The sequence below is a fragment of the Streptomyces sp. GbtcB6 genome, from assembly GCF_019091475.1.
In the GTDB taxonomy this organism is placed as follows: domain Bacteria; phylum Actinomycetota; class Actinomycetes; order Streptomycetales; family Streptomycetaceae; genus Streptomyces; species Streptomyces hyaluromycini.
Genome location: NZ_JAGXJL010000035.1, coordinates 19,714 through 36,874, shown reverse-complemented (window position 1 = coordinate 36,874; position 17,161 = coordinate 19,714). Strand labels below are relative to the sequence as shown.

General features: G+C 71.8%; 18 protein-coding genes. 12 read left to right on the top strand and 6 right to left on the bottom strand.

The window, feature by feature from the left end; translation table 11 throughout:
* Positions 1-39 precede the first annotated feature (39 nt).
* The 5 genes from KVT45_RS39725 to KVT45_RS39705 form a co-directional block, all read right to left on the bottom strand.
* On the bottom strand, positions 40-804 hold the full coding sequence (locus KVT45_RS39725; RefSeq protein ID WP_089099272.1) for a succinate dehydrogenase iron-sulfur subunit: 765 nt from the start codon (positions 802-804) through the stop codon (positions 40-42).
* On the bottom strand, positions 804-2,558 hold the full coding sequence (gene sdhA / locus KVT45_RS39720) for a succinate dehydrogenase flavoprotein subunit (RefSeq protein WP_217554203.1): 1,755 nt from the start codon (positions 2,556-2,558) through the stop codon (positions 804-806). Before sdhA ends, KVT45_RS39725 begins: the two co-directional genes overlap by 1 nt.
* A 24-nt stretch (positions 2,559-2,582) precedes the next feature.
* Complete coding sequence (locus KVT45_RS39715) at positions 2,583-3,065, bottom strand: succinate dehydrogenase hydrophobic membrane anchor subunit (protein ID WP_217554202.1); 483 nt, start codon at positions 3,063-3,065, stop codon at positions 2,583-2,585.
* Positions 3,066-3,070: 5 nt separating this feature from the next.
* Positions 3,071-3,451: a succinate dehydrogenase, cytochrome b556 subunit gene (gene sdhC, locus KVT45_RS39710; RefSeq protein WP_043406142.1), complete on the bottom strand. Its 381-nt coding sequence runs from the start codon at positions 3,449-3,451 to the stop codon at positions 3,071-3,073.
* Between the two features lie 190 nt (positions 3,452-3,641).
* Entirely contained in the window at positions 3,642-4,214 is a 573-nt protein-coding gene (locus tag KVT45_RS39705) for a 2-oxo-4-hydroxy-4-carboxy-5-ureidoimidazoline decarboxylase (protein WP_217554201.1), read from the bottom strand.
* 155 nt (positions 4,215-4,369) lie between these two features.
* Between KVT45_RS39705 and KVT45_RS39700 the strand changes: the two genes are divergently transcribed.
* The 10 genes from KVT45_RS39700 (at position 4,370) to KVT45_RS39655 (ending at position 13,702) form a co-directional block, all read left to right on the top strand.
* Positions 4,370-6,043 (top strand): glycoside hydrolase family 20 protein, encoded by a 1,674-nt coding sequence (locus KVT45_RS39700; protein WP_217554200.1) that lies wholly within the window; start codon positions 4,370-4,372, stop codon positions 6,041-6,043.
* 106 nt (positions 6,044-6,149) lie between these two features.
* Positions 6,150-6,917: a DUF4328 domain-containing protein gene (locus KVT45_RS39695; RefSeq protein WP_217554199.1), complete on the top strand. Its 768-nt coding sequence runs from the start codon at positions 6,150-6,152 to the stop codon at positions 6,915-6,917.
* A 78-nt stretch (positions 6,918-6,995) separates the two neighbouring features.
* Entirely contained in the window at positions 6,996-7,481 is a 486-nt protein-coding gene (locus tag KVT45_RS39690) for a hypothetical protein (protein ID WP_217554198.1), read from the top strand.
* Positions 7,482-7,569: 88 nt separating this feature from the next.
* Positions 7,570-8,139 (top strand): hypothetical protein, encoded by a 570-nt coding sequence (locus tag KVT45_RS39685; protein WP_217554197.1) that lies wholly within the window; start codon positions 7,570-7,572, stop codon positions 8,137-8,139.
* A 119-nt stretch (positions 8,140-8,258) separates the two neighbouring features.
* The gene (locus KVT45_RS39680) at positions 8,259-8,654 is read left to right on the top strand and encodes a hypothetical protein (RefSeq protein ID WP_217554195.1); all 396 of its coding nucleotides are present in this window, start codon (positions 8,259-8,261) and stop codon (positions 8,652-8,654) included.
* A gap of 76 nt (positions 8,655-8,730) precedes the next feature.
* Positions 8,731-10,203, top strand: coding sequence for a DHA2 family efflux MFS transporter permease subunit (locus KVT45_RS39675; protein WP_217554193.1), 1,473 nt, complete (start codon positions 8,731-8,733; stop codon positions 10,201-10,203).
* A gap of 247 nt (positions 10,204-10,450) precedes the next feature.
* The gene (locus tag KVT45_RS39670) at positions 10,451-11,068 is read left to right on the top strand and encodes an RNA polymerase sigma factor (RefSeq protein ID WP_217554282.1); all 618 of its coding nucleotides are present in this window, start codon (positions 10,451-10,453) and stop codon (positions 11,066-11,068) included.
* 69 nt (positions 11,069-11,137) lie between these two features.
* Positions 11,138-11,398, top strand: a complete 261-nt coding sequence (locus KVT45_RS39665) for a hypothetical protein (RefSeq protein ID WP_217554192.1) — start codon at positions 11,138-11,140, stop codon at positions 11,396-11,398.
* A gap of 586 nt (positions 11,399-11,984) precedes the next feature.
* Positions 11,985-12,647 (top strand): RNA polymerase sigma factor, encoded by a 663-nt coding sequence (locus tag KVT45_RS39660; protein WP_217554191.1) that lies wholly within the window; start codon positions 11,985-11,987, stop codon positions 12,645-12,647.
* Positions 12,647-13,702: a hypothetical protein gene (locus KVT45_RS39655; protein ID WP_217554190.1), complete on the top strand. Its 1,056-nt coding sequence runs from the start codon at positions 12,647-12,649 to the stop codon at positions 13,700-13,702. The genes KVT45_RS39660 and KVT45_RS39655 overlap by 1 nt, the downstream gene beginning before the upstream one ends.
* A gap of 225 nt (positions 13,703-13,927) precedes the next feature.
* Here the strand turns inward: KVT45_RS39655 and KVT45_RS39650 are convergent, their stop codons facing one another.
* On the bottom strand, positions 13,928-14,749 hold the full coding sequence (locus KVT45_RS39650) for a L,D-transpeptidase family protein (RefSeq protein WP_217554189.1): 822 nt from the start codon (positions 14,747-14,749) through the stop codon (positions 13,928-13,930).
* A gap of 115 nt (positions 14,750-14,864) precedes the next feature.
* Between KVT45_RS39650 and KVT45_RS39645 the strand changes: the two genes are divergently transcribed.
* A complete protein-coding gene (locus KVT45_RS39645; protein WP_217554188.1) occupies positions 14,865-16,445 on the top strand; it encodes a methylmalonyl-CoA mutase in 1,581 nt (526 codons plus the stop codon).
* A gap of 45 nt (positions 16,446-16,490) precedes the next feature.
* On the top strand, positions 16,491-17,144 hold the full coding sequence (leuE, locus tag KVT45_RS39640) for a leucine efflux protein LeuE (protein WP_217554187.1): 654 nt from the start codon (positions 16,491-16,493) through the stop codon (positions 17,142-17,144).
* The last annotated feature ends 17 nt before the right edge of the window (positions 17,145-17,161 follow it).

Here is a 17,161-nt window from a genome sequence, read left to right as displayed (position 1 = left end):
CGCGGGAACGGGGCCTTCGACGCTGTGGCGGAGCGGAGCTCAGAAGCGGCGCGTGATCAGCGCTCGCTTCACCTCCTGGATCGCCTTGGTGACCTCGATACCGCGCGGGCAGGCGTCCGTGCAGTTGAAGGTCGTGCGGCAGCGCCAGACGCCGTCGCGGTCGTTCAGGATCTCCAGGCGCTGCTCGGCGGCCTCGTCACGCGAGTCGAAGATGAAGCGGTGCGCGTTGACGATGGCGGCCGGACCGAAGTACTGGCCGTCGTTCCAGAAGACCGGGCAGGAGGACGTGCAGGCCGCGCAGAGGATGCACTTCGTCGTGTCGTCGAAGCGCTCGCGGTCCTCGGCCGACTGCAGACGCTCGCGCGTCGGCTCGTTCGTCTCCTTGGTGATCAGGAACGGCATGACGTCCCGGTACGCCTGGAAGAACGGCTCCATGTCCACGACCAGGTCCTTCAGGACCGTGAGGCCCTTGATGGGCTCGACCGTGATCGGCTTCTCGGGGTTGATGTCCTTGATGAGGGTCTTGCAGGCAAGACGGTTCTTGCCGTTGATCCGCATCGCGTCCGAACCGCAGATGCCGTGCGCGCAGGAGCGGCGGAAGGTCAGCGTGCCGTCGACGTCCCACTTGATCTTGTGGAGGCCGTCGAGGACGCGCTCCTTCGGGTCGATCTCCAGCTGGAAGTCTTCCCAGACGGCGTCCGCGGAGACCTCCGGGTTGAAGCGGCGGACCCGGAAGGTGACCGTGATGAGGTGGTCCGAGGCCGCTGCCTCCGCCTCCACCTTGTCCAGAACGGGAGTTGCCATCAGTACTTACGCTCCATCGGCTGGTAGCGGGTCTGGACGACCGGCTTGTAATCGAGACGGATGGACTCGGCGCCGTCGTCGCCCACCTCGCGGTACGCCATGGTGTGGCGCATGAAGTTGACGTCGTCGCGGTTGGGGTAGTCCTCGCGGTAGTGACCGCCGCGGGACTCCTTGCGGGCCAGCGCGGAGACCGCCATGACCTCGGCGAGGTCGAGCAGGTTGCCCAGCTCGATGGCCTCCAGCAGGTCCGTGTTGAACCGCTTGCCCTTGTCCTGGATCGAGACGTTCTTGTAGCGCTCGCGCAGCTCCGCGATCTTCTCGACCGCCGTCTTGATCGTCTGCTCGGTGCGGAACACCATGACGTTGGCGTCCATGGTCTCCTGCAGCTCCTTGCGGAGCGTGCCGACCCGCTCGTTGCCCGTCGAGGTGCGCAGCTGCTCGATCTGGGAGACGACGAACTCGGCCGGGTTCTCCGGGAGTTCGACGAAGCCGACGGTGTGCGCGTACTCGGCGGCCGCGATGCCCGCCCGGCGGCCGAACACGTTGATGTCCAGGAGCGAGTTGGTGCCGAGGCGGTTGGCGCCGTGCACCGAGACGCAGGCGACCTCGCCGGCCGCGTACAGGCCCGGGACCACCGTGGTGTTGTCCGACAGGACCTCACCCTCGACGTTGGTCGGGATGCCGCCCATGGCGTAGTGCGCGGTGGGCTGGATCGGGATCGGGTCCGTGTACGGCTCGATGCCGAGGTAGGTGCGCGCGAACTCGGTGATGTCCGGGAGCTTCGCGTCCAGCTGCTCCGGCGGGAGGTGCGTGAGGTCGAGGTAGACGTGGTCGCCCTCGGGACCGCAGCCGCGGCCCTCGCGGATCTCCGTGTAGATGGAGCGGGAGACGACGTCACGGGACGCGAGGTCCTTCATGACCGGCGCGTACTTCTCCATGAAGCGCTCGCCGTCCTTGTTGCGGAGGATGCCGCCCTCACCGCGGGCGCCCTCCGTCAGCAGGATGCCCATGCGCCAGATGCCGGTCGGGTGGAACTGGAAGAACTCCATGTCCTCCAGCGGCAGGCCGCGACGGTAGACCGCCGCCTGGCCGTCGCCCGTCAGCGTGTGCGCGTTCGACGTCACCTTGAAGAACTTGCCGGTGCCGCCGGAGGCGTAGATGACGGCCTTCGCCTGGAAGATGTGGATCTCACCGGTGGCGAGCTCGTAGGCGACCACACCGGCCGACTTCTTGACGCCGTCTTCCTCGGTGATCAGCTGGTCCAGGACGTAGAACTCGTTGAAGAACTCCACGCCCTCCTTCACGCAGTTCTGGTACAGCGTCTGGAGGATCATGTGGCCGGTGCGGTCGGCCGCGTAGCAGGACCGGCGGACCGGCGCCTCGCCGTGGTTGCGGGAGTGACCGCCGAACCGGCGCTGGTCGATCGTCCCGTTGGGCGTCCGGTTGAACGGCAGGCCCATCTTCTCCAGGTCGAGGACGGCGTCGATGGCCTCCTTCGCCAGGATCTCGGCGGCGTCCTGGTCGACCAGGTAGTCACCGCCCTTGACCGTGTCGAAGGTGTGCCACTCCCAGTTGTCCTCCTCCACGTTGGCGAGCGCGGCGGCCATACCGCCCTGCGCGGCGCCCGTGTGGGAGCGGGTGGGGTAGAGCTTGGTCAGGACCGCGGTGCGGCTGCGCTTCGTGGACTCGATGGCCGCGCGCATGCCCGCGCCGCCGGCGCCGACGATGACGGTGTCGTACTTGTGGATCTTCATGTCGTTAGTACCTCAGCCCCGTGCCTAGCGGATGTTCGGGTCGAAGGTGAAGATCACCAGCGAGCCCAGCAGGATGGTGAACACCGTGGCCGTGTAGAGCAGGCCCTTGAGCCACAGCCGGGTGTTCGCACGCTCCGCGTAGTCGTTGATGATCGTGCGCAGGCCGTTCGCGCCGTGCAGCATCGCGAGCCAGAGCATCAGCAGGTCCCAGACCTGCCAGAAGGGGCTCGCCCAGCGGCCGGCCACGAACGCGAAGCCGATCTTCGACACGCCGCCGTCGAGCACCAGCTGGATCAGCAGGTGGCCGAGGACCAGGACGACCAGCACGACACCGGACAGGCGCATGAACAGCCACGCGGCCATCTCGAAGTTGCCGCGCGTGGAGCGCGGGGTCTTCTTGGTGCGCTTGCGCGGGGCCTCGATGAGGGGGGCCGGGTTGTCCACGTTGAAGAGGGGAGCGCCCTCGACGGGGCCGACGCCGGATGCGGTGGTTTCAGTGGTCGACATCTGCGTCAGCTCCCGAACAGGACACGAGCGGCGTGGCCGAGAACGGGGTAAATGGCCCCGGCCATCAGGACGACCCAGACACCGACGACCGTCCAGAGCATCTGCTTCTGGTAGCGCGGGCCCTTCGACCAGAAGTCGACGGCGATGACGCGCAGGCCGTTGAGGGCGTGGAAGAGGATGGCGGCCACCAGGCCGTACTCCAGCAGTGCGACGATCGGCGTCTTGTACGTGGCTACGACCTTGTCGTAGTCCTCGGGGGAGACGCGGACGAGAGCGGTGTCCAGCACGTGAACGAACAGGAAGAAGAAAATGAGGACGCCGGTGACTCGGTGAGCCACCCAGGACCACATTCCTTCCCGGCCGCGGTACAGCGTTCCAGCCGGCACGGAAGTCCCTCCGGGAGCGGGGATTGGGGCCGCGCCGGCTTGTGCTGTCGGTCGGGCCCGGCCGGGTACGGTCCACCGGCCCCCAGCATCGTAGCGATGCGCTCGCGCTGGGCTTACGCCGGGCCTACCGGTGTGATCAAAGTGGCACGCGTATGGGTTAGCCGGGCGGCATCTGGGGTGGGGCGTTGGGTTATTTGCCGGGTGCGGGTGCGTTTGGGCTGGGTGCGCCCCGCGGCGGAGCCGCTGATGGACACTGCCCCGCGCCCCTGAGTTTCTCTGCCAGACGCCCCTGTGCAAGGCGCCGGAGCTGCTCCACGGACATCACCCGCTCGTCCTCCGGATCGTTCTCCAAACGTGAGTAAATGCCTTCCAGGACGCGGTCCAGGCGCTCCTCGCGCGGGGTGCTGCCCAAATAGATCACGAACACGTGCCCGAACTTGGCCTCGTATGCCGCGTGGGCCGCCGTCAGGGCCGTGGTGGCCGCCGAGTACGTGTCCTCGGGCAGCTCCGGGAGGCACTCGCCGGTCAAGGCCTCCGACAGGTCCGCCGGGGACAGGTCGTACGTCGCCTCGTCCGCCGCCGCCAGGAGGGACTCCACGTCGGGGTAGGGGCGGTGGTCGGCGATGCGGCGGGACCAGCGCAGGCTGTGGAGGCAGTGCAGGAGCAGCGCGCCGGCCTCGTCGTCGGGGGCGGCGTTGAAGGCGTCCAGCGGGGTGGGGAGGTGGGGCAGGCGGTGGGCGGGCAGCGTGGGTCCTCGCGTCACGTGCGGTGTGGCAGGGAATGCTGTGAGAGATGTGTCGTCGACGTTATCGAGGACGTTCACGAGGTGTCCGTCGGTTGCCTGAATTTCACCCGAACGGGAGAGTTTCGGATTGGGTCGGTGACGGCGTCGCGGCTGATGCGTCGTAAGTTGTAGCTGTGAGCCAGCACAGGCGCAGGCCGTCGACACGAGAGGCCGCGCGGAGGCGGGCGGTGGTGGTCGCCGCGGCCTTCGCGGGGACCGTCGCGCTCGGTACGGGCATCGGCGTATGGGCCTCCTCGGGCGGCGGCGACGGCGGCAGCAGCGCCGGAGCGGCCCGGCAGCCCTCCGGCAGCGCACCGGCGGCCTCCTCCGCGGCGCGCTCCGGGGCGGCGACCCCCACTCCCACGCCCACCCGCAGCTACCCCCTCTCCCAGGCCCCCCGCACCATCCCCGCCGTCCGCTCCCACACCGCCGCCCGCGGTCCCGGCTGGCGCCCGCAGCGGGGCGGCCGGGTCGTGGTGAGCAACGCGGCGCTGGCCGACGAGGGGCGGCTGACCGCGGGCGAGCTGGGGCTGTCGTACGCCGGGCAGAAGGGCGCGAACGAGGACGTCAGGCCCGGCGACCTGCGGCTCGACCTCGGCGGCACGGGGGACCCGGAGTCGTACACCATGACCGTGCGCGGCGGGTCGGTGCGGATCAGCGGGCCCGGTGACGCGGGCGTCTTCTACGGCACCCGGACGCTGAAGCAGGAGGTGCACGGCGGCGGTACGGCCCCGGAGGGGGTCGTACGGGACCAGCCGGCCAAGCCGCAGCGCGGGTTCATGCTGGACATCGCGCGCAAACCGTTCACCGCGGGCTGGATAGAGTCCCGGATACGAGAACTCGGCGACCTGAAGTTCAACCAGTTCGGGCTCCACTTCTCCGACGACCAGGGCTTCCGGATCGAGTCCGACACCCACCCCGAGATCGTCTCCAGGGACCACCTGACCAAGGCGCAGGTGAAGGAGATCGTCGCGGTCGCCGCCGCCCGGCACATCCAGGTCGTGCCGGAGATCGACTCGCCGGGACACCTCGGTGCCGTCCTCGCCGCCCACCCGGAGCTGCAGCTGCGCAACGCGCAGGGCGTGGCCACCAGGGGCGCCGTCGACATCTCCAAGGAGGCCTCGGCGAAGCTCGTCGACGACCTGCTCAACGAGTACGCCGACCTGTTCCCCGGCTCCTACTGGAACCTCGGCGGCGACGAGTACCAGGCCCTGACCGCCGCGAACCCGCAGGCCTCCTACCCGCAGCTCGCGGCCGCCGCCCGGCAGGCGTACGGCGTCTCGGGCACCGTCGCCGACCTCACCACCGGCTGGCTCAACGCCCGCGCCGCCACCGTCCGCGCCCACCAGCGCACCATGCGGGCCTGGAACGACGGCTTCCTGAGGGGCACCTCCGTGCAGCCCGCCGCGGACCTCCAGGTCGGCTACTGGACCGGCAAGGAGAACGGCGCCCGGCAGCCCGTGGAGTACCTGAGGGCGGGCCGCAAGGTGCTCAACTACAACGACGAGTACCTGTACTACGTCCTCGGCGAGCCCAACACCTTCGTCTATCCGACCGGACAGCGGATCTACGAGCAGTGGATCCCGCGCGTGCTGCGCGGCACCACCGCCGTGGCCGCGCGCTACGAACCCCAGGTCCTCGGCGGCTCCTTCGCCGTCTGGTGCGACCTCGCGGGCTCCCAGACCCAGGACCAGGTCGCGGCCGGCATCCGGATGCCGCTGCGGGCCACGATCCAGAAGCTGTGGGACCCGGGCACCCCGGCGATGTCCTGGACGGACTTCAGGAACCTCGCGAACAAGCTGGGCTGATCCCGAAATCGTGGTGGACGTACGGCGGTGACGGGCCGTATGTTCCGCATTCCGCGCGCGGGCCTGGGGAGGGTTCCGTGCCCTTCTGCGTCCCGGGGGACCCGTCTTGATCTGCGCCCGCTGCCACCACTTCGCCGCCGCGCCCGGCGCCGCCCTCTGCCACCGCTGCCTCGGCGACTCGCCCGAGCCGGCCCCGGCCTTCGGCAGCACGCCGGGCCTGTGGCTGCGCTCGCCCGTGGGCCTCGGCTGGGCCGCCGTCGTCCTGCTCGGGGCGGTCGTCGCCGCCGACCTGTTCGCCGTCTGGGCGGACTTCCTGCAGTACGACGCCACGGGCGCGCTGGCCGACGGCGAGACCGGCGCCGCCGCGTTCCGCCGGGCCGACCGCGCCGACCAGCTGCTGGGTGCCGCCGCCGGCGCCCAGGCCGTCTCGCTGGTCGCCTGCGTGATCGTGTACCTGTGCTGGTTCCAGCGGGTGCGGGCCAACGCCCAGGTGTTCGACCCGCTCAGGCAGAGCAAGTCGCCGGGCTGGGCGATCGGCGGCTGGTTCGTGCCGGTCGTGAACTGCTGGTACCCGCGCCGGATCACCCTCGACATCTGGGACGCCAGCAGCCCCTGGGGCACGACCCGTTCGCACACGCTGGTCAACACATGGTGGGCGCTGTGGCTGGCCTCGCTGTTCGCCGACCGCGCCGCCACGACCGGCTACGGCGACGAAGCCGAGGGCGCCGCCCAGGTCCGCGACGGCGCCCTGCAGATGATCGTCTCGGACTCCCTGGACATCGCCGCCGCCGTCCTCGCGATCCTCGTCGTGCTGCGGCTGACCCGGATGCAGCACGAGAAGGCGATGGCGGGCGCCGCCCCGGCCGCGCTCTGACGCACGGTCGCACGCGTCTGGTGGACCCCCGTATGCCCGTGGTGTATTCGGCACGGGACTACCGAGTGGGGGACGGACATGGGCTACTGGGGGTATTTCGTCGTCGGCCGGGGCGAACCGGCGTCCGGCGGGGGCATCCTGCGGACCTCGGCCCCCGGCGGCTGGCGCCTGTGGCAGTACGACAGCCCCGACGCCGACGTCGGCAGCATGAACGCCCTCGCCGCGCGCACCGGTGCGCCGGCGCTGTTCGGCTATGTGATGGACGGCGCCTGCGTGGTCGTCGAGGCGGCGGCGCCGGAGAGCGGCGGCTGGACCACCTGCCTGGGCCGGGCGGCCGCGGCCCGCTTCCTGGCGGTCGACGGGCAGGGGCTGTCCCTGGACGACTACTTCCTCGAACCCCGCGACGCCGCCGACCGCGCCGTCGCCTGGGCCGCCGAGGCCGGGCACACCGCCGGCGCCGACGCGCTCCTCGCCGTACTGACCGCCGACCCCGACCCGGACGCGCCGTTGGCCGAAAACCCTTTCTTCGGACTCCTCCGGGTCCTGGGTGTCCTGCCCGTGTGACACTGCCGTACCGTCGCACGCAGTTAGGGAAAGTGCGGGCTCCATGCAAGTGGGGGCCTTGGTATGTACCGATTCTGGGAGGCGTGGGATGAGCCTGGTGGAGCTGATCGCTCAGGCCGATGAACGCGGACTGGCCGCCAGCGGGTTGGCCTGTTTGGATCGGTGCGTGCCCCTGCTGGGCGGGGACGACCTGGTGCTGCGGCCGCTCTGGGCGAGCCTCGCCGACGGCTCCGACTGGAGCGAGGGCCTGGAGAAGGCGCGCGGCTCGCTCGGCACCGGCGAGGCGACCGGCGAGGTGATCGGCGAGAACGCCGGCGAGGCCGAGGCGCTCGCCCGGCGGATGCTCGCCGCCGCGCCCGCGTCGCAGGAGGCCGCCGGCATCCGGCTGTGGGCCGACGCCTGTTCCGTCGCCTCGCTGCAGATCCACCGCATCCTCGACCCCGCCGAGGACCGGGCCCCCTCGGTGGACAGTCGCCGGGAGGGCGGCACCGAGGGCATGTCCCCACTGGTCGCCGCCGAACTGCGCCGCCAGGTCACGGTCCTCGAACTGCTCGCGGGGCACGGCGCGGCCGGGCTGCGCCGCGCGCTGGACGTCTCCACCGAGGGCCGCCGGGTGCTGCGCGCGGTGGTGTCACGGCGGGCCCGCGGGCTTGGGTGAACCATTCGTGAGGGCGGTGCGCGGGTCCTGCGCCGGTTGCGGGAACACCCCCGGATCCGGGTGACGAAACAGCCGCCTGCCTCGCTCTTCCCTGTGTGACCTATGTGACAGCCCAGCATGTGACCCCCCGTCATGGGACCGCGCAGCAGCAGACCAGGCCGCATGCCGCCGCCAGACCGGCCCGGTGGGCGGCGGACGCCGTGGCAGTGATGCGCGAAGGCGCCCGGGTCCGGCTCGACTACTCGGCGCAGAGCCTGTGGCGGGTCGACCGGGTGATCGAGGAGATATGCCGGGAGGGCGCGCCGTACGACGCCGTGCGGGAGACGCTGCGCGGTCTCGGGGCCTACGCCGGTGAGGTGATCGTCCGTCACACCGGCGCCGAGTGGTGGGCGTCCGGGGGCGACCACTGGATCCGCACCCCAGACGGCCGGCTGTGGGACCCGATCGACGAGGCCCGGCGGTGCTACGGCGGCCACGGCTCGCTGCGGCTGCTGTGCCGGGACGCCCTGGGGTAGCGGGAGGCTCGGCAAAAACACCGTAATAAGAGACGCGGGCGTTCCCAAGTAATCGGTGGGGGAGCAGGATTGGCCCATGGCCGACAACCGACGCTGGTGGGCCCTCGTCGTCATCGCACTGGCCCAGCTGATGGTCGTGCTCGACATGACCATCGTCAACATCGCGCTCCCCTCCGCCCAGGTCGCTCTGCACATGTCCGACGGCAACCGGCAATGGGTGATCACCTCCTACACCCTCGCCTTCGGCGGACTGCTGCTGCTCGGCGGCCGGATCGCCGACCTCGCCGGACGCCGGATCGCGTTCATGACCGGCCTGGTCGGCTTCGCGGCCGCCTCCGCGCTCGGCGGGGCCGCGGTCAACCAGGGGATGCTGTTCGGGGCGCGGGCCCTGCAGGGCGTGTTCGCCGCGCTGCTCGCCCCGGCCGCGCTGTCGCTGCTCGCGACGACGTTCACCGACCCGAAGGACCGCGGGAAGGCGTTCGGCATCTTCGGCGCCATCATCGGCGCGGGCGCCGCGGTCGGGCTGCTCGCGGGCGGCTTCCTCACCCAGTACCTGGACTGGCGCTGGTGCCTGTACGTCAACGTGCCGATCGCCCTGGTGGCCTTCGCCGGCGCCTGGGTCCTGCTGCCCGGCGGCGGCCGCCATCCCGACGCCCGCCTCGACGTCCCCGGTGCCCTGCTCGGCTCGGCCGGCATGCTCGCCCTGGTCTACGGCTTCTCCGAGGCGGAGTCCCGGAGCTGGACCGACGGCCTGGTCCTGACGCTGCTGTTCGGCGGGGTCGCGCTGCTCGGCCTCTTCGGGTTCTGGCAGACCCGCGCCCCGGTCCCGCTGCTCCCGATGACCGTCGTACGGGACCGGCAGCGCATCGGCGCGTTCCTCACCGTGCTGCTGGTGACCGTCGGCATGTTCGGCGTCTTCCTCTTCCTGACGTACTACATGCAACGCGTCCTCGGCTACTCGCCCGTGAAGACCGGCGTCGCCTATCTCCCCATCACCGTCGGCATGGTCACCGGCTCCACCCAGGTCGCCGCCCGGCTGCTGAACAGGGTCCCGCCCCGCGTGCTGATCGTGCCCGGACTGCTGCTGGCGGCCGGGGCGCTGGCGCTGATAGCCCAGGTCGGGGTCGAGCCGGCGTACGCCTCGCACATCCTGCCCGGCATGCTGATGCTCGGCCTCGGCATGGGTACGGCGATGATGACCTCCGTCTCCCTGGCCACCGGCAACGTCGCCCCACGTGACTCGGGCGCGGCCTCGGCCACCTTCAACACCGCCCAGCAGGTGGGCGGTTCGATCGGTACGGCACTCCTCAACACCATCGCGGCCAGCGTCACCACCCGGTACGCCACCGCGCATGCCGCGACCATCCCGGACCGGACGCTGCTGGCGGCGAAGGCCGCGGTGCACGGCTTCAACGTGGCCACCTGGTGGGCGATGGCCGCGCTGCTGCTGGGCGCCCTGATCGCCGGCGTGGTCGTGAACGCGGACCGGGCACCCACCCCGCAGGCCGCGCAGGAGCGGGCCCCGGAACCGGTGGACTCGGCCACCTGAGCCCGGGCGGCAGGAGCCCGGCCGCCTCACATACCCCGGCCTACCCGCGCCGGGCCGTCCGCCGGGACCGGCGGGCGGCCACCGGTGTGCGCGGCGGCTGTGAACTTCCTGTGTGACATTTCCGTGCGGCGTGGCGCTGGTGCTCGTGGGAGCCCGCGCGCACCGGCGCGGGTGCCGCACGGCACGCAACGACACGGGTTCGGGTTCGGCCGAGCCCGATTCGCACTCGGTACGGACGAGGATCGCGTTGGGCCAGGGAGGGGAAACCCGCCGCGTACAGGCGTACGACGGCGAGCTCGGCGCGGCCGTGGCACGAGCCCAGGAGGGCGACGAGGCCGCCTTCGCGGTCGCCTACCGGCTGGTGCAGCCGGGCCTGCTCGGCTACCTCCGGGGGATGGTCGGGGACGACGCCGAGGACGTGGCCGCCGACGCCTGGCTGGAGATCGCCCGGGACCTGGGGCGGTTCCGGGGCGACGGGGCCGGTTTCCGCGGCTGGACGGCGACCATCGCCCGGCACCGGGCCCTGGACCATCTGCGCCGGCAGCGGGTACGGCCCCGGCCGTCGGCACCGGAGCACGACCTGCTGGAGCTGCCCGCCGTCCACAGCACCCACGACCAGGCGCTGGAGGCGCTCTCCACCGAGTGCGCCCTGGACCTGGTCCGCTCGCTGCCGCGCGACCAGGCCGAGGCCGTGCTGCTGCGCGTCGTGGTCGGCCTCGACGGCCCCGCCGCCGCCCGGGTCCTCGGCAAGCGCCCGGGCGCGGTGCGCACCGCCGCCCACCGCGGGCTCAAGGCCCTGGCCCGGCGGCTGGGTGTCACGGACGGGACGCGGGAGGACCCCCGGACACCGGGGGAGCCGGGCTGAACGCCGACGGCGTCATGGACGTCAGGGGCGGCCACGACGGCCGGCCGCCGGAGAGGGAGGGACCGGGGCATGGGTGAACGGCACAGCGACGACGTCGGCCGCGGGCGTCGGCGCGCACACCCCGGCGGAAAGGCGCCCGGCCCCGGGTCCGGGCCCGCCGGCCCGCAGTTGGAGGCCCTGCTCGCCACCGTCATCCGCGAGGACGACGTCGACACCGAGGGCGAGCGGCGGGCGCTGGCCGCCTTCCGCACCGCCCGGGACACCGGCGCACACCGGGCGCGGCCCCGCCGCCGCGACGACTGGCGGCCCGCCGGGACGACGGCCACATGATCCGGACCTGCACAATCCCGACCACCTGCGCGAAACGTGGCGGGCCGGCCGGGTGACCGGCCAATGTGAGGCACCGCACACCGCGCTCCACCATGGCCGGCACGGCAGGCGCGAGTCGCAGGGGCCCGCCGGACGGCGTCCGGGACGGCTCGGCGCATCGTGCCGGGAAGGATCGTCCGAGGTGTCTGACCGGTTGGTCGCGTGTTGGCCGTACCGACCGCAGAATCTGCGCATAGTCGCAGGTCAGAGTGGTGAAACCGAAGCAACGGCCGGGGCCGCCACCCCCCACAGGAGAGGCCCCGGCCGTCGCGCGGCACGGACCGCGCGGCGGCCCGTACTCTGTTCAGCGCCATGACTGCGTTTTCTGTCACACCCCGGGGCGTCACGAGTTAGTTGCACTTTGTACGGACGTGGACGGCGAACGGTTTCAGGTCGTAACGTGCCTTTCGCGCCGGGCCGCGGAGGCCGCATGACCACCGCAACCATCTGCGTCCCGACTGCCGCAACCATCAATTGAGGAACCACGACGGCGAGGACCACGTCCGCGACAGCGGCGCCGGTTTAGGCGCGAAGAGGGATACGACGGGTGCTGGGGGACGACGCGGAGTTGACTGCCGCGGTGCGTGCGGCACAGGACGGGGACGAGACCGCGTTCCGCGTCGTCTACCGCGCGGTGCAGCCCCGCCTGCTCGGATACGTCCGCACGCTGGTCGGCGATCCGGACGCCGAGGACGTCGCCTCCGAGGCGTGGCTGCAGATAGCCCGCGACCTCGACCGGTTCAGCGGTGACGCGGACCGGTTCCGCGGCTGGGCCGCCCGGATCGCCCGCAACCGCGCCCTCGACCACATACGGATGCGCGGCCGCCGCCCCGCGATCGGCGGCGACGAGACGGAACTGGCCGGCTGGGCCGCCGACTCGGACACCGCCGGCGAGGCCATCGAGGCGCTGACCACCGACTCCACCCTCTCCCTCATCGCCCGGCTGCCGCAGGACCAGGCCGAGGCGGTCGTCCTCAGGGTCGTCGTGGGCCTCGACGCCAAGACCGCCGCCGAGACCCTCGGCAAGCGTGCAGGCGCCGTCCGCACGGCCGCCCACCGCGGCCTGAAGAAGCTCGCGGAACTGCTCGGCGCCGACCCGGAGAAGGCGGGCGTCCTCGAAGCGCTTCCGCCCCAGCGAGAACCGAATGAACGAGCGGTGACGTCCGCGAGTGTGACGCATACGCGTTCGCGGACGCAGAAGGACATGTGATGGCCGACGAGCAGAACAAGTGGCTGAACCGGGTGACGGCGGAACGTCTGCTGCGCGGTGAGTCGCTCGAAGCCGTCGATGCCTCCGGCCGTGACCAGGCAGAACGCCTCGCCAGGACGCTCGGCGCGCTTTCCGCGCGGGCCACGCAGGGCACCGCCGAACTCCCCGGTGAGGAAGCCGCGCTGGCTGCCTTCCGCAAAGCCCGCGAATCCGCCGAGGACGCACGGACCGCCGCGGCCATGCGGACCGGTACGGCCGCGCGGCCGGCGAAGGGCGGGCGGGACGCCGACGCGGACCTCTTCCGCATCGGCGCCGGTTCCCGGCCGACCCGGGTCCCGGGCTGGGCCCGCCCCGCACGGCTCGGCCTCGCCGCCGCGCTGACCGCCGGCATGCTCGGCGGGGTGGCGGTGGCCGCCGGCACCGGAGTGCTGCCGACCCCGTTCGACGACAACCATCCCGGACCGGCCGCCTCCGTCTCGGCCGCCGGCACCCCGGCCCGCCCCGACGGCTCGTCCTCGCCCGAGTCCCTGCTCGGCGGCGAGACCGGCACACCCTCCTCCGACACCACGTCCGGCGGCTCCGGGCAGACCTCGCCCACCCCGTCCGGCAAGTCGAAGAGCCGGAGCACCGCCTCGCCCGGCCTCCCGGTCGGCGGCTGGAGCGGTGCGCTGACGTCCTGCCGCGTGATCCAGAACGGCAGGACCCTGGGGGCCGACCGCAAGCGCGCCCTGGAGGGCCTGGCGGGCGGCGCCGGCCGGGTCGACAAGTTCTGCAAGGCCGCCCTCGGCACCGGACTGAACGGCAAGGGCGACCTCTCCGGCGACGACAAGGGCGACGGCAACGGCCAGGGCGGCAAGAACGACGGCCAGGGCGACAGCAACGGCCAGGGCGGCGACGAGGGCCGGCCCGGCAGAAACACCGGCGGCGGCGCGGGCGGCGGCGAGGGCAACGACCCCCGCCAGAACGGCGTGGCCACCCCCGCCCCGACCTCCTTCGTGCCCCTGCTGCCGAACCAGCCCGTCACCTCGCCCAGCCCCACGTACAGCGCGCTTTGACCTTTACGCAACGCTGTGACCTGCGGTTTTGAAAGTCGCTGAACTTTTTTCCCGCAGGGTGTGACGTTTTCGGCGGCGACGGCGCAGTACTGAGTGAGCCGACTGGTCATCGGCCGTCGCACAGAGCCGGGGTTCCCCCCGTACCCGTGGCTCGTGCATCGGCGCGGGCGGGACACGTTCCCCCGGTCCCGCCCGCGCCCCACACGTCCTTCGCAGGTCACCCGCTCACCAGTAGACGACGACCTTGTCGCCGCTGCGCACCTGTGCGAACAGATTCGCGATCGCCGCCTCGTCCCGCACGTTGACGCATCCGTGCGAGCCGCCCGCGTAACCCCGGGCCGCGAAGTCGTAGGAGTAGTGCACCGCCTGGCCGCCGCTGAAGAACATCGCGTACGGCATCGACGAGTGGTAGAGCGTCGACACGTGGTGGCGGGACTTCCAGTAGACGTGGAACACACCCTCACGGGTGGGGGTGTACTGCGCCCCGAACCGCACCGACATCGTCGACACCGTGCGCCCGTCGACCATCCAGCGCAGCGTCCGGCTGGTCTTGCTGATGCAGAGCACCCGCCCGGTCAGGCACCGCGGATCGGGTGCGGCGGCCGGCTGACCGCCCATCAGGTACAGCTCCCACTTGCCCGGCCGGTGGGTCATCCGCACCAGCCGCCGCCAGGTCACGGCGTCGGTCTCACCCGTCCGCGGCAGCCCGCGCTTGCCCTGGAAGCCCTTGACGGCCTGGGCCGTGAGGTCGTCGTAGGTCCCCGTCGGCCCGTCGAACAGCCAGGCGACCTGGCGCAGCCGGGCCTGGAGCTCACGGACGCCGGTGCCGGTGTCGCCGCGGGTGAAGACGATGTGCGGCGGGACGGTCACGACGGCGGACGGGGACGGGGTCGGGGCGGGGGTGCCGGCGGGCGTCGGGCTGTGCGGGAGGTCGATGTGGACGGGCGATCGCCCCTTGGCGTCCCCGCCGCCCGGCGGCTGCATGGTGCACCCGCACAGCACGGCCAGTGCGGCGGCCAGGATCCCTGCGTACCCCGAGACCTTCATGCCGAGGATGCTTCCCCGCGTGACCGCCGCCGAACTAGGGGGCATGGTGGGAACTGACAGACGTACCGAGATATCGGCGTACAGAAGTACCGGCGTACCGCGGAGGTCGGCCACCATGGTCCGTGAGTCGGAGTCCGGACTGCCCGTCGAGCCGGTCTACGGCCCGGAGGACCTGGCGGGCTGGGACCCGGCCGGGAAACTCGGCGACCCGGGGGCGTATCCCTTCACCCGGGGCGTCTACCCGACGATGTACACCGGCCGCCCCTGGACCATGCGCCAGTACGCCGGCTTCGGTACGGCCGCGGAGTCCAACGCCCGCTACCGGCAGCTCATCGCGCACGGCACCACCGGCCTCTCCGTCGCCTTCGACCTGCCCACCCAGATGGGCCACGACTCCGACGCGCCCCTCGCACACGGCGAGGTCGGCAAGGTGGGCGTGGCGATCGACTCGGTCGACGACATGCGGGTGCTGTTCGACGGGATCCCGCTGGACCGCGTGTCCACATCGATGACGATCAACGCCCCGGCGGCCGTGCTGTTGCTGCTGTACCAGCTGGTGGCGGAGGAGCAGGGCGTCGGCGCGGGCCGGCTGACCGGCACGATCCAGAACGACGTCCTGAAGGAGTACATCGCGCGCGGCACGTACATCTTCCCGCCGAAGCCCTCCCTGCGGCTGACCGCGGACATCTTCAGGTACTGCAAGGCCGGGCTCCCGAGGTGGAACACCATCTCCATCTCCGGCTACCACATGGCCGAGGCCGGGGCGTCCCCCGCGCAGGAGATCGCCTTCACGCTCGCCGACGGCATCGAGTACGTACGCACGGCGGTCGCGGCCGGCATGGACGTCGACGGCTTCGCACCCCGGCTGTCCTTCTTCTTCGTGGCCCGTACGACCCTCCTGGAGGAGGTCGCCAAGTTCCGCGCGGCGCGCCGGATCTGGGCACGGGTGATGCGCGAGGAGTTCGGCGCGCGGGACCCCAGGTCGCTGATGCTCCGCTTCCACACCCAGACCGCGGGGGTCCAGCTGACGGCCCAGCAGCCGGAGGTGAACCTGGTCCGGGTGGCCGTGCAGGCCCTGGCCGCGGTCCTCGGCGGCACCCAGTCCCTGCACACCAACTCCTTCGACGAGGCGATCGCGCTGCCGACGGACAAGAGCGCGCGGCTGGCGCTGCGCACCCAGCAGGTACTGGCGTACGAGACCGACGTGACGGCGACCGTGGACCCCTTCGCGGGTTCGTACGCCGTGGAGCGGATGACGGACGACCTGGAGGAGGCGGCCGTCGGGCTGATGCGGAAGGTCGAGGACCTGGGCGGCGCGGTGGCGGCGATCGAGCACGGCTTCCAGAAGGCCGAGATCGAACGCAACGCCTACCGCATCGCCCAGGAGACGGACGCCGGCGACCGGGTGGTGGTCGGCGTCAACCGCTTCCGGCTCGACGAGGAGGAACCGTACGAGCCGCTCCGCGTCGACCCGGCCATCGAGGCCCGGCAGACGGAGCGCCTCGCGCGGCTGCGCGCCGACCGGGACGGACCGGCCGTCCACTCGGCCCTCGCCGCCCTGAAGAAGGCCGCCGAGGGCACCGACAACGTCCTCCACCCGATGAAGGAGGCGCTGCGGGCGCGGGCGACGGTGGGCGAGGTGTGCAACGCCCTGCGGGAGGTGTGGGGCGGGTACGTCCCGACCGACGCCTTCTGACCCGCGGCGGGGGCGTTGTCGGACGTTCGTGCGAGACTTCTTCGCATGTTCGGCGTCATCGACCTCCCCACCTATCTGGCAGGACTCGTCCTGATCGTCCTGCTGCCCGGCCCCAACTCCCTGTACGTGCTGTCCGTCGCCGCCCGGCAGGGCGTGCGGACCGGGTACACCGCCGCCGCGGGCGTGTGGTGCGGGGACACCGTGCTGATGACGCTGTCCGCGGCCGGGGTCGCCTCGTTGCTCAAGGCCAACGCCGTGCTGTTCGGGATCGTGAAGTACGCGGGCGCCGGCTATCTCACCTGGCTGGCGATAGGGATGCTGCGGGCGGCCTGGTCGATGTGGCGGTCGCGGAAGGAGCAGGCGGCGGGGCAGGAGGCGCCGGTCGCCGCGCCGGCGCAGGAGCGCCCGTACCGCCGCGCCCTGGTGATCAGCCTCTTCAACCCGAAGGCGATCCTGTTCTTCATCGCCTTCTTCGTGCAGTTCGTCGACCCGGGGTACGCCTATCCGGCCGTGTCCTTCGTCGTCCTCGGCGCCTTCGCCCAGCTGGCCAGCTTCCTCTACCTCAGCGCCCTGATATTCAGCGGCACCAGGCTGGCCGACGCGTTCCGCCGCCGCAGGCGGATGTCGGCGACGGCCACTTCGGCGGCCGGGGTGCTGTTCCTCGGCTTCGCGGTGAAGCTGACGCTGGCCAGCGCCTGAGTCGCCTACCTGATGGC

Coding starts and splice junctions, on each gene's coding strand:
- KVT45_RS39725 (WP_089099272.1), bottom strand. CDS start 804: ATGGCAACTCCCGTTCTGGACAAGGTGGAGGCGGAGGCAGCGGCCTCG.
- KVT45_RS39685 (WP_217554197.1), top strand. CDS start 7,570: ATGAGCCTGGTGGAGCTGATCGCTCAGGCCGATGAACGCGGACTGGCC.
- KVT45_RS39645 (WP_217554188.1), top strand. CDS start 14,865: ATGGTCCGTGAGTCGGAGTCCGGACTGCCCGTCGAGCCGGTCTACGGC.
- KVT45_RS39675 (WP_217554193.1), top strand. CDS start 8,731: ATGGCCGACAACCGACGCTGGTGGGCCCTCGTCGTCATCGCACTGGCC.
- KVT45_RS39715 (WP_217554202.1), bottom strand. CDS start 3,065: ATGTCGACCACTGAAACCACCGCATCCGGCGTCGGCCCCGTCGAGGGC.
- KVT45_RS39655 (WP_217554190.1), top strand. CDS start 12,647: ATGGCCGACGAGCAGAACAAGTGGCTGAACCGGGTGACGGCGGAACGT.
- KVT45_RS39665 (WP_217554192.1), top strand. CDS start 11,138: ATGGGTGAACGGCACAGCGACGACGTCGGCCGCGGGCGTCGGCGCGCA.
- leuE (WP_217554187.1), top strand. CDS start 16,491: ATGTTCGGCGTCATCGACCTCCCCACCTATCTGGCAGGACTCGTCCTG.
- KVT45_RS39650 (WP_217554189.1), bottom strand. CDS start 14,749: ATGAAGGTCTCGGGGTACGCAGGGATCCTGGCCGCCGCACTGGCCGTG.
- KVT45_RS39690 (WP_217554198.1), top strand. CDS start 6,996: ATGGGCTACTGGGGGTATTTCGTCGTCGGCCGGGGCGAACCGGCGTCC.
- sdhA (WP_217554203.1), bottom strand. CDS start 2,558: ATGAAGATCCACAAGTACGACACCGTCATCGTCGGCGCCGGCGGCGCG.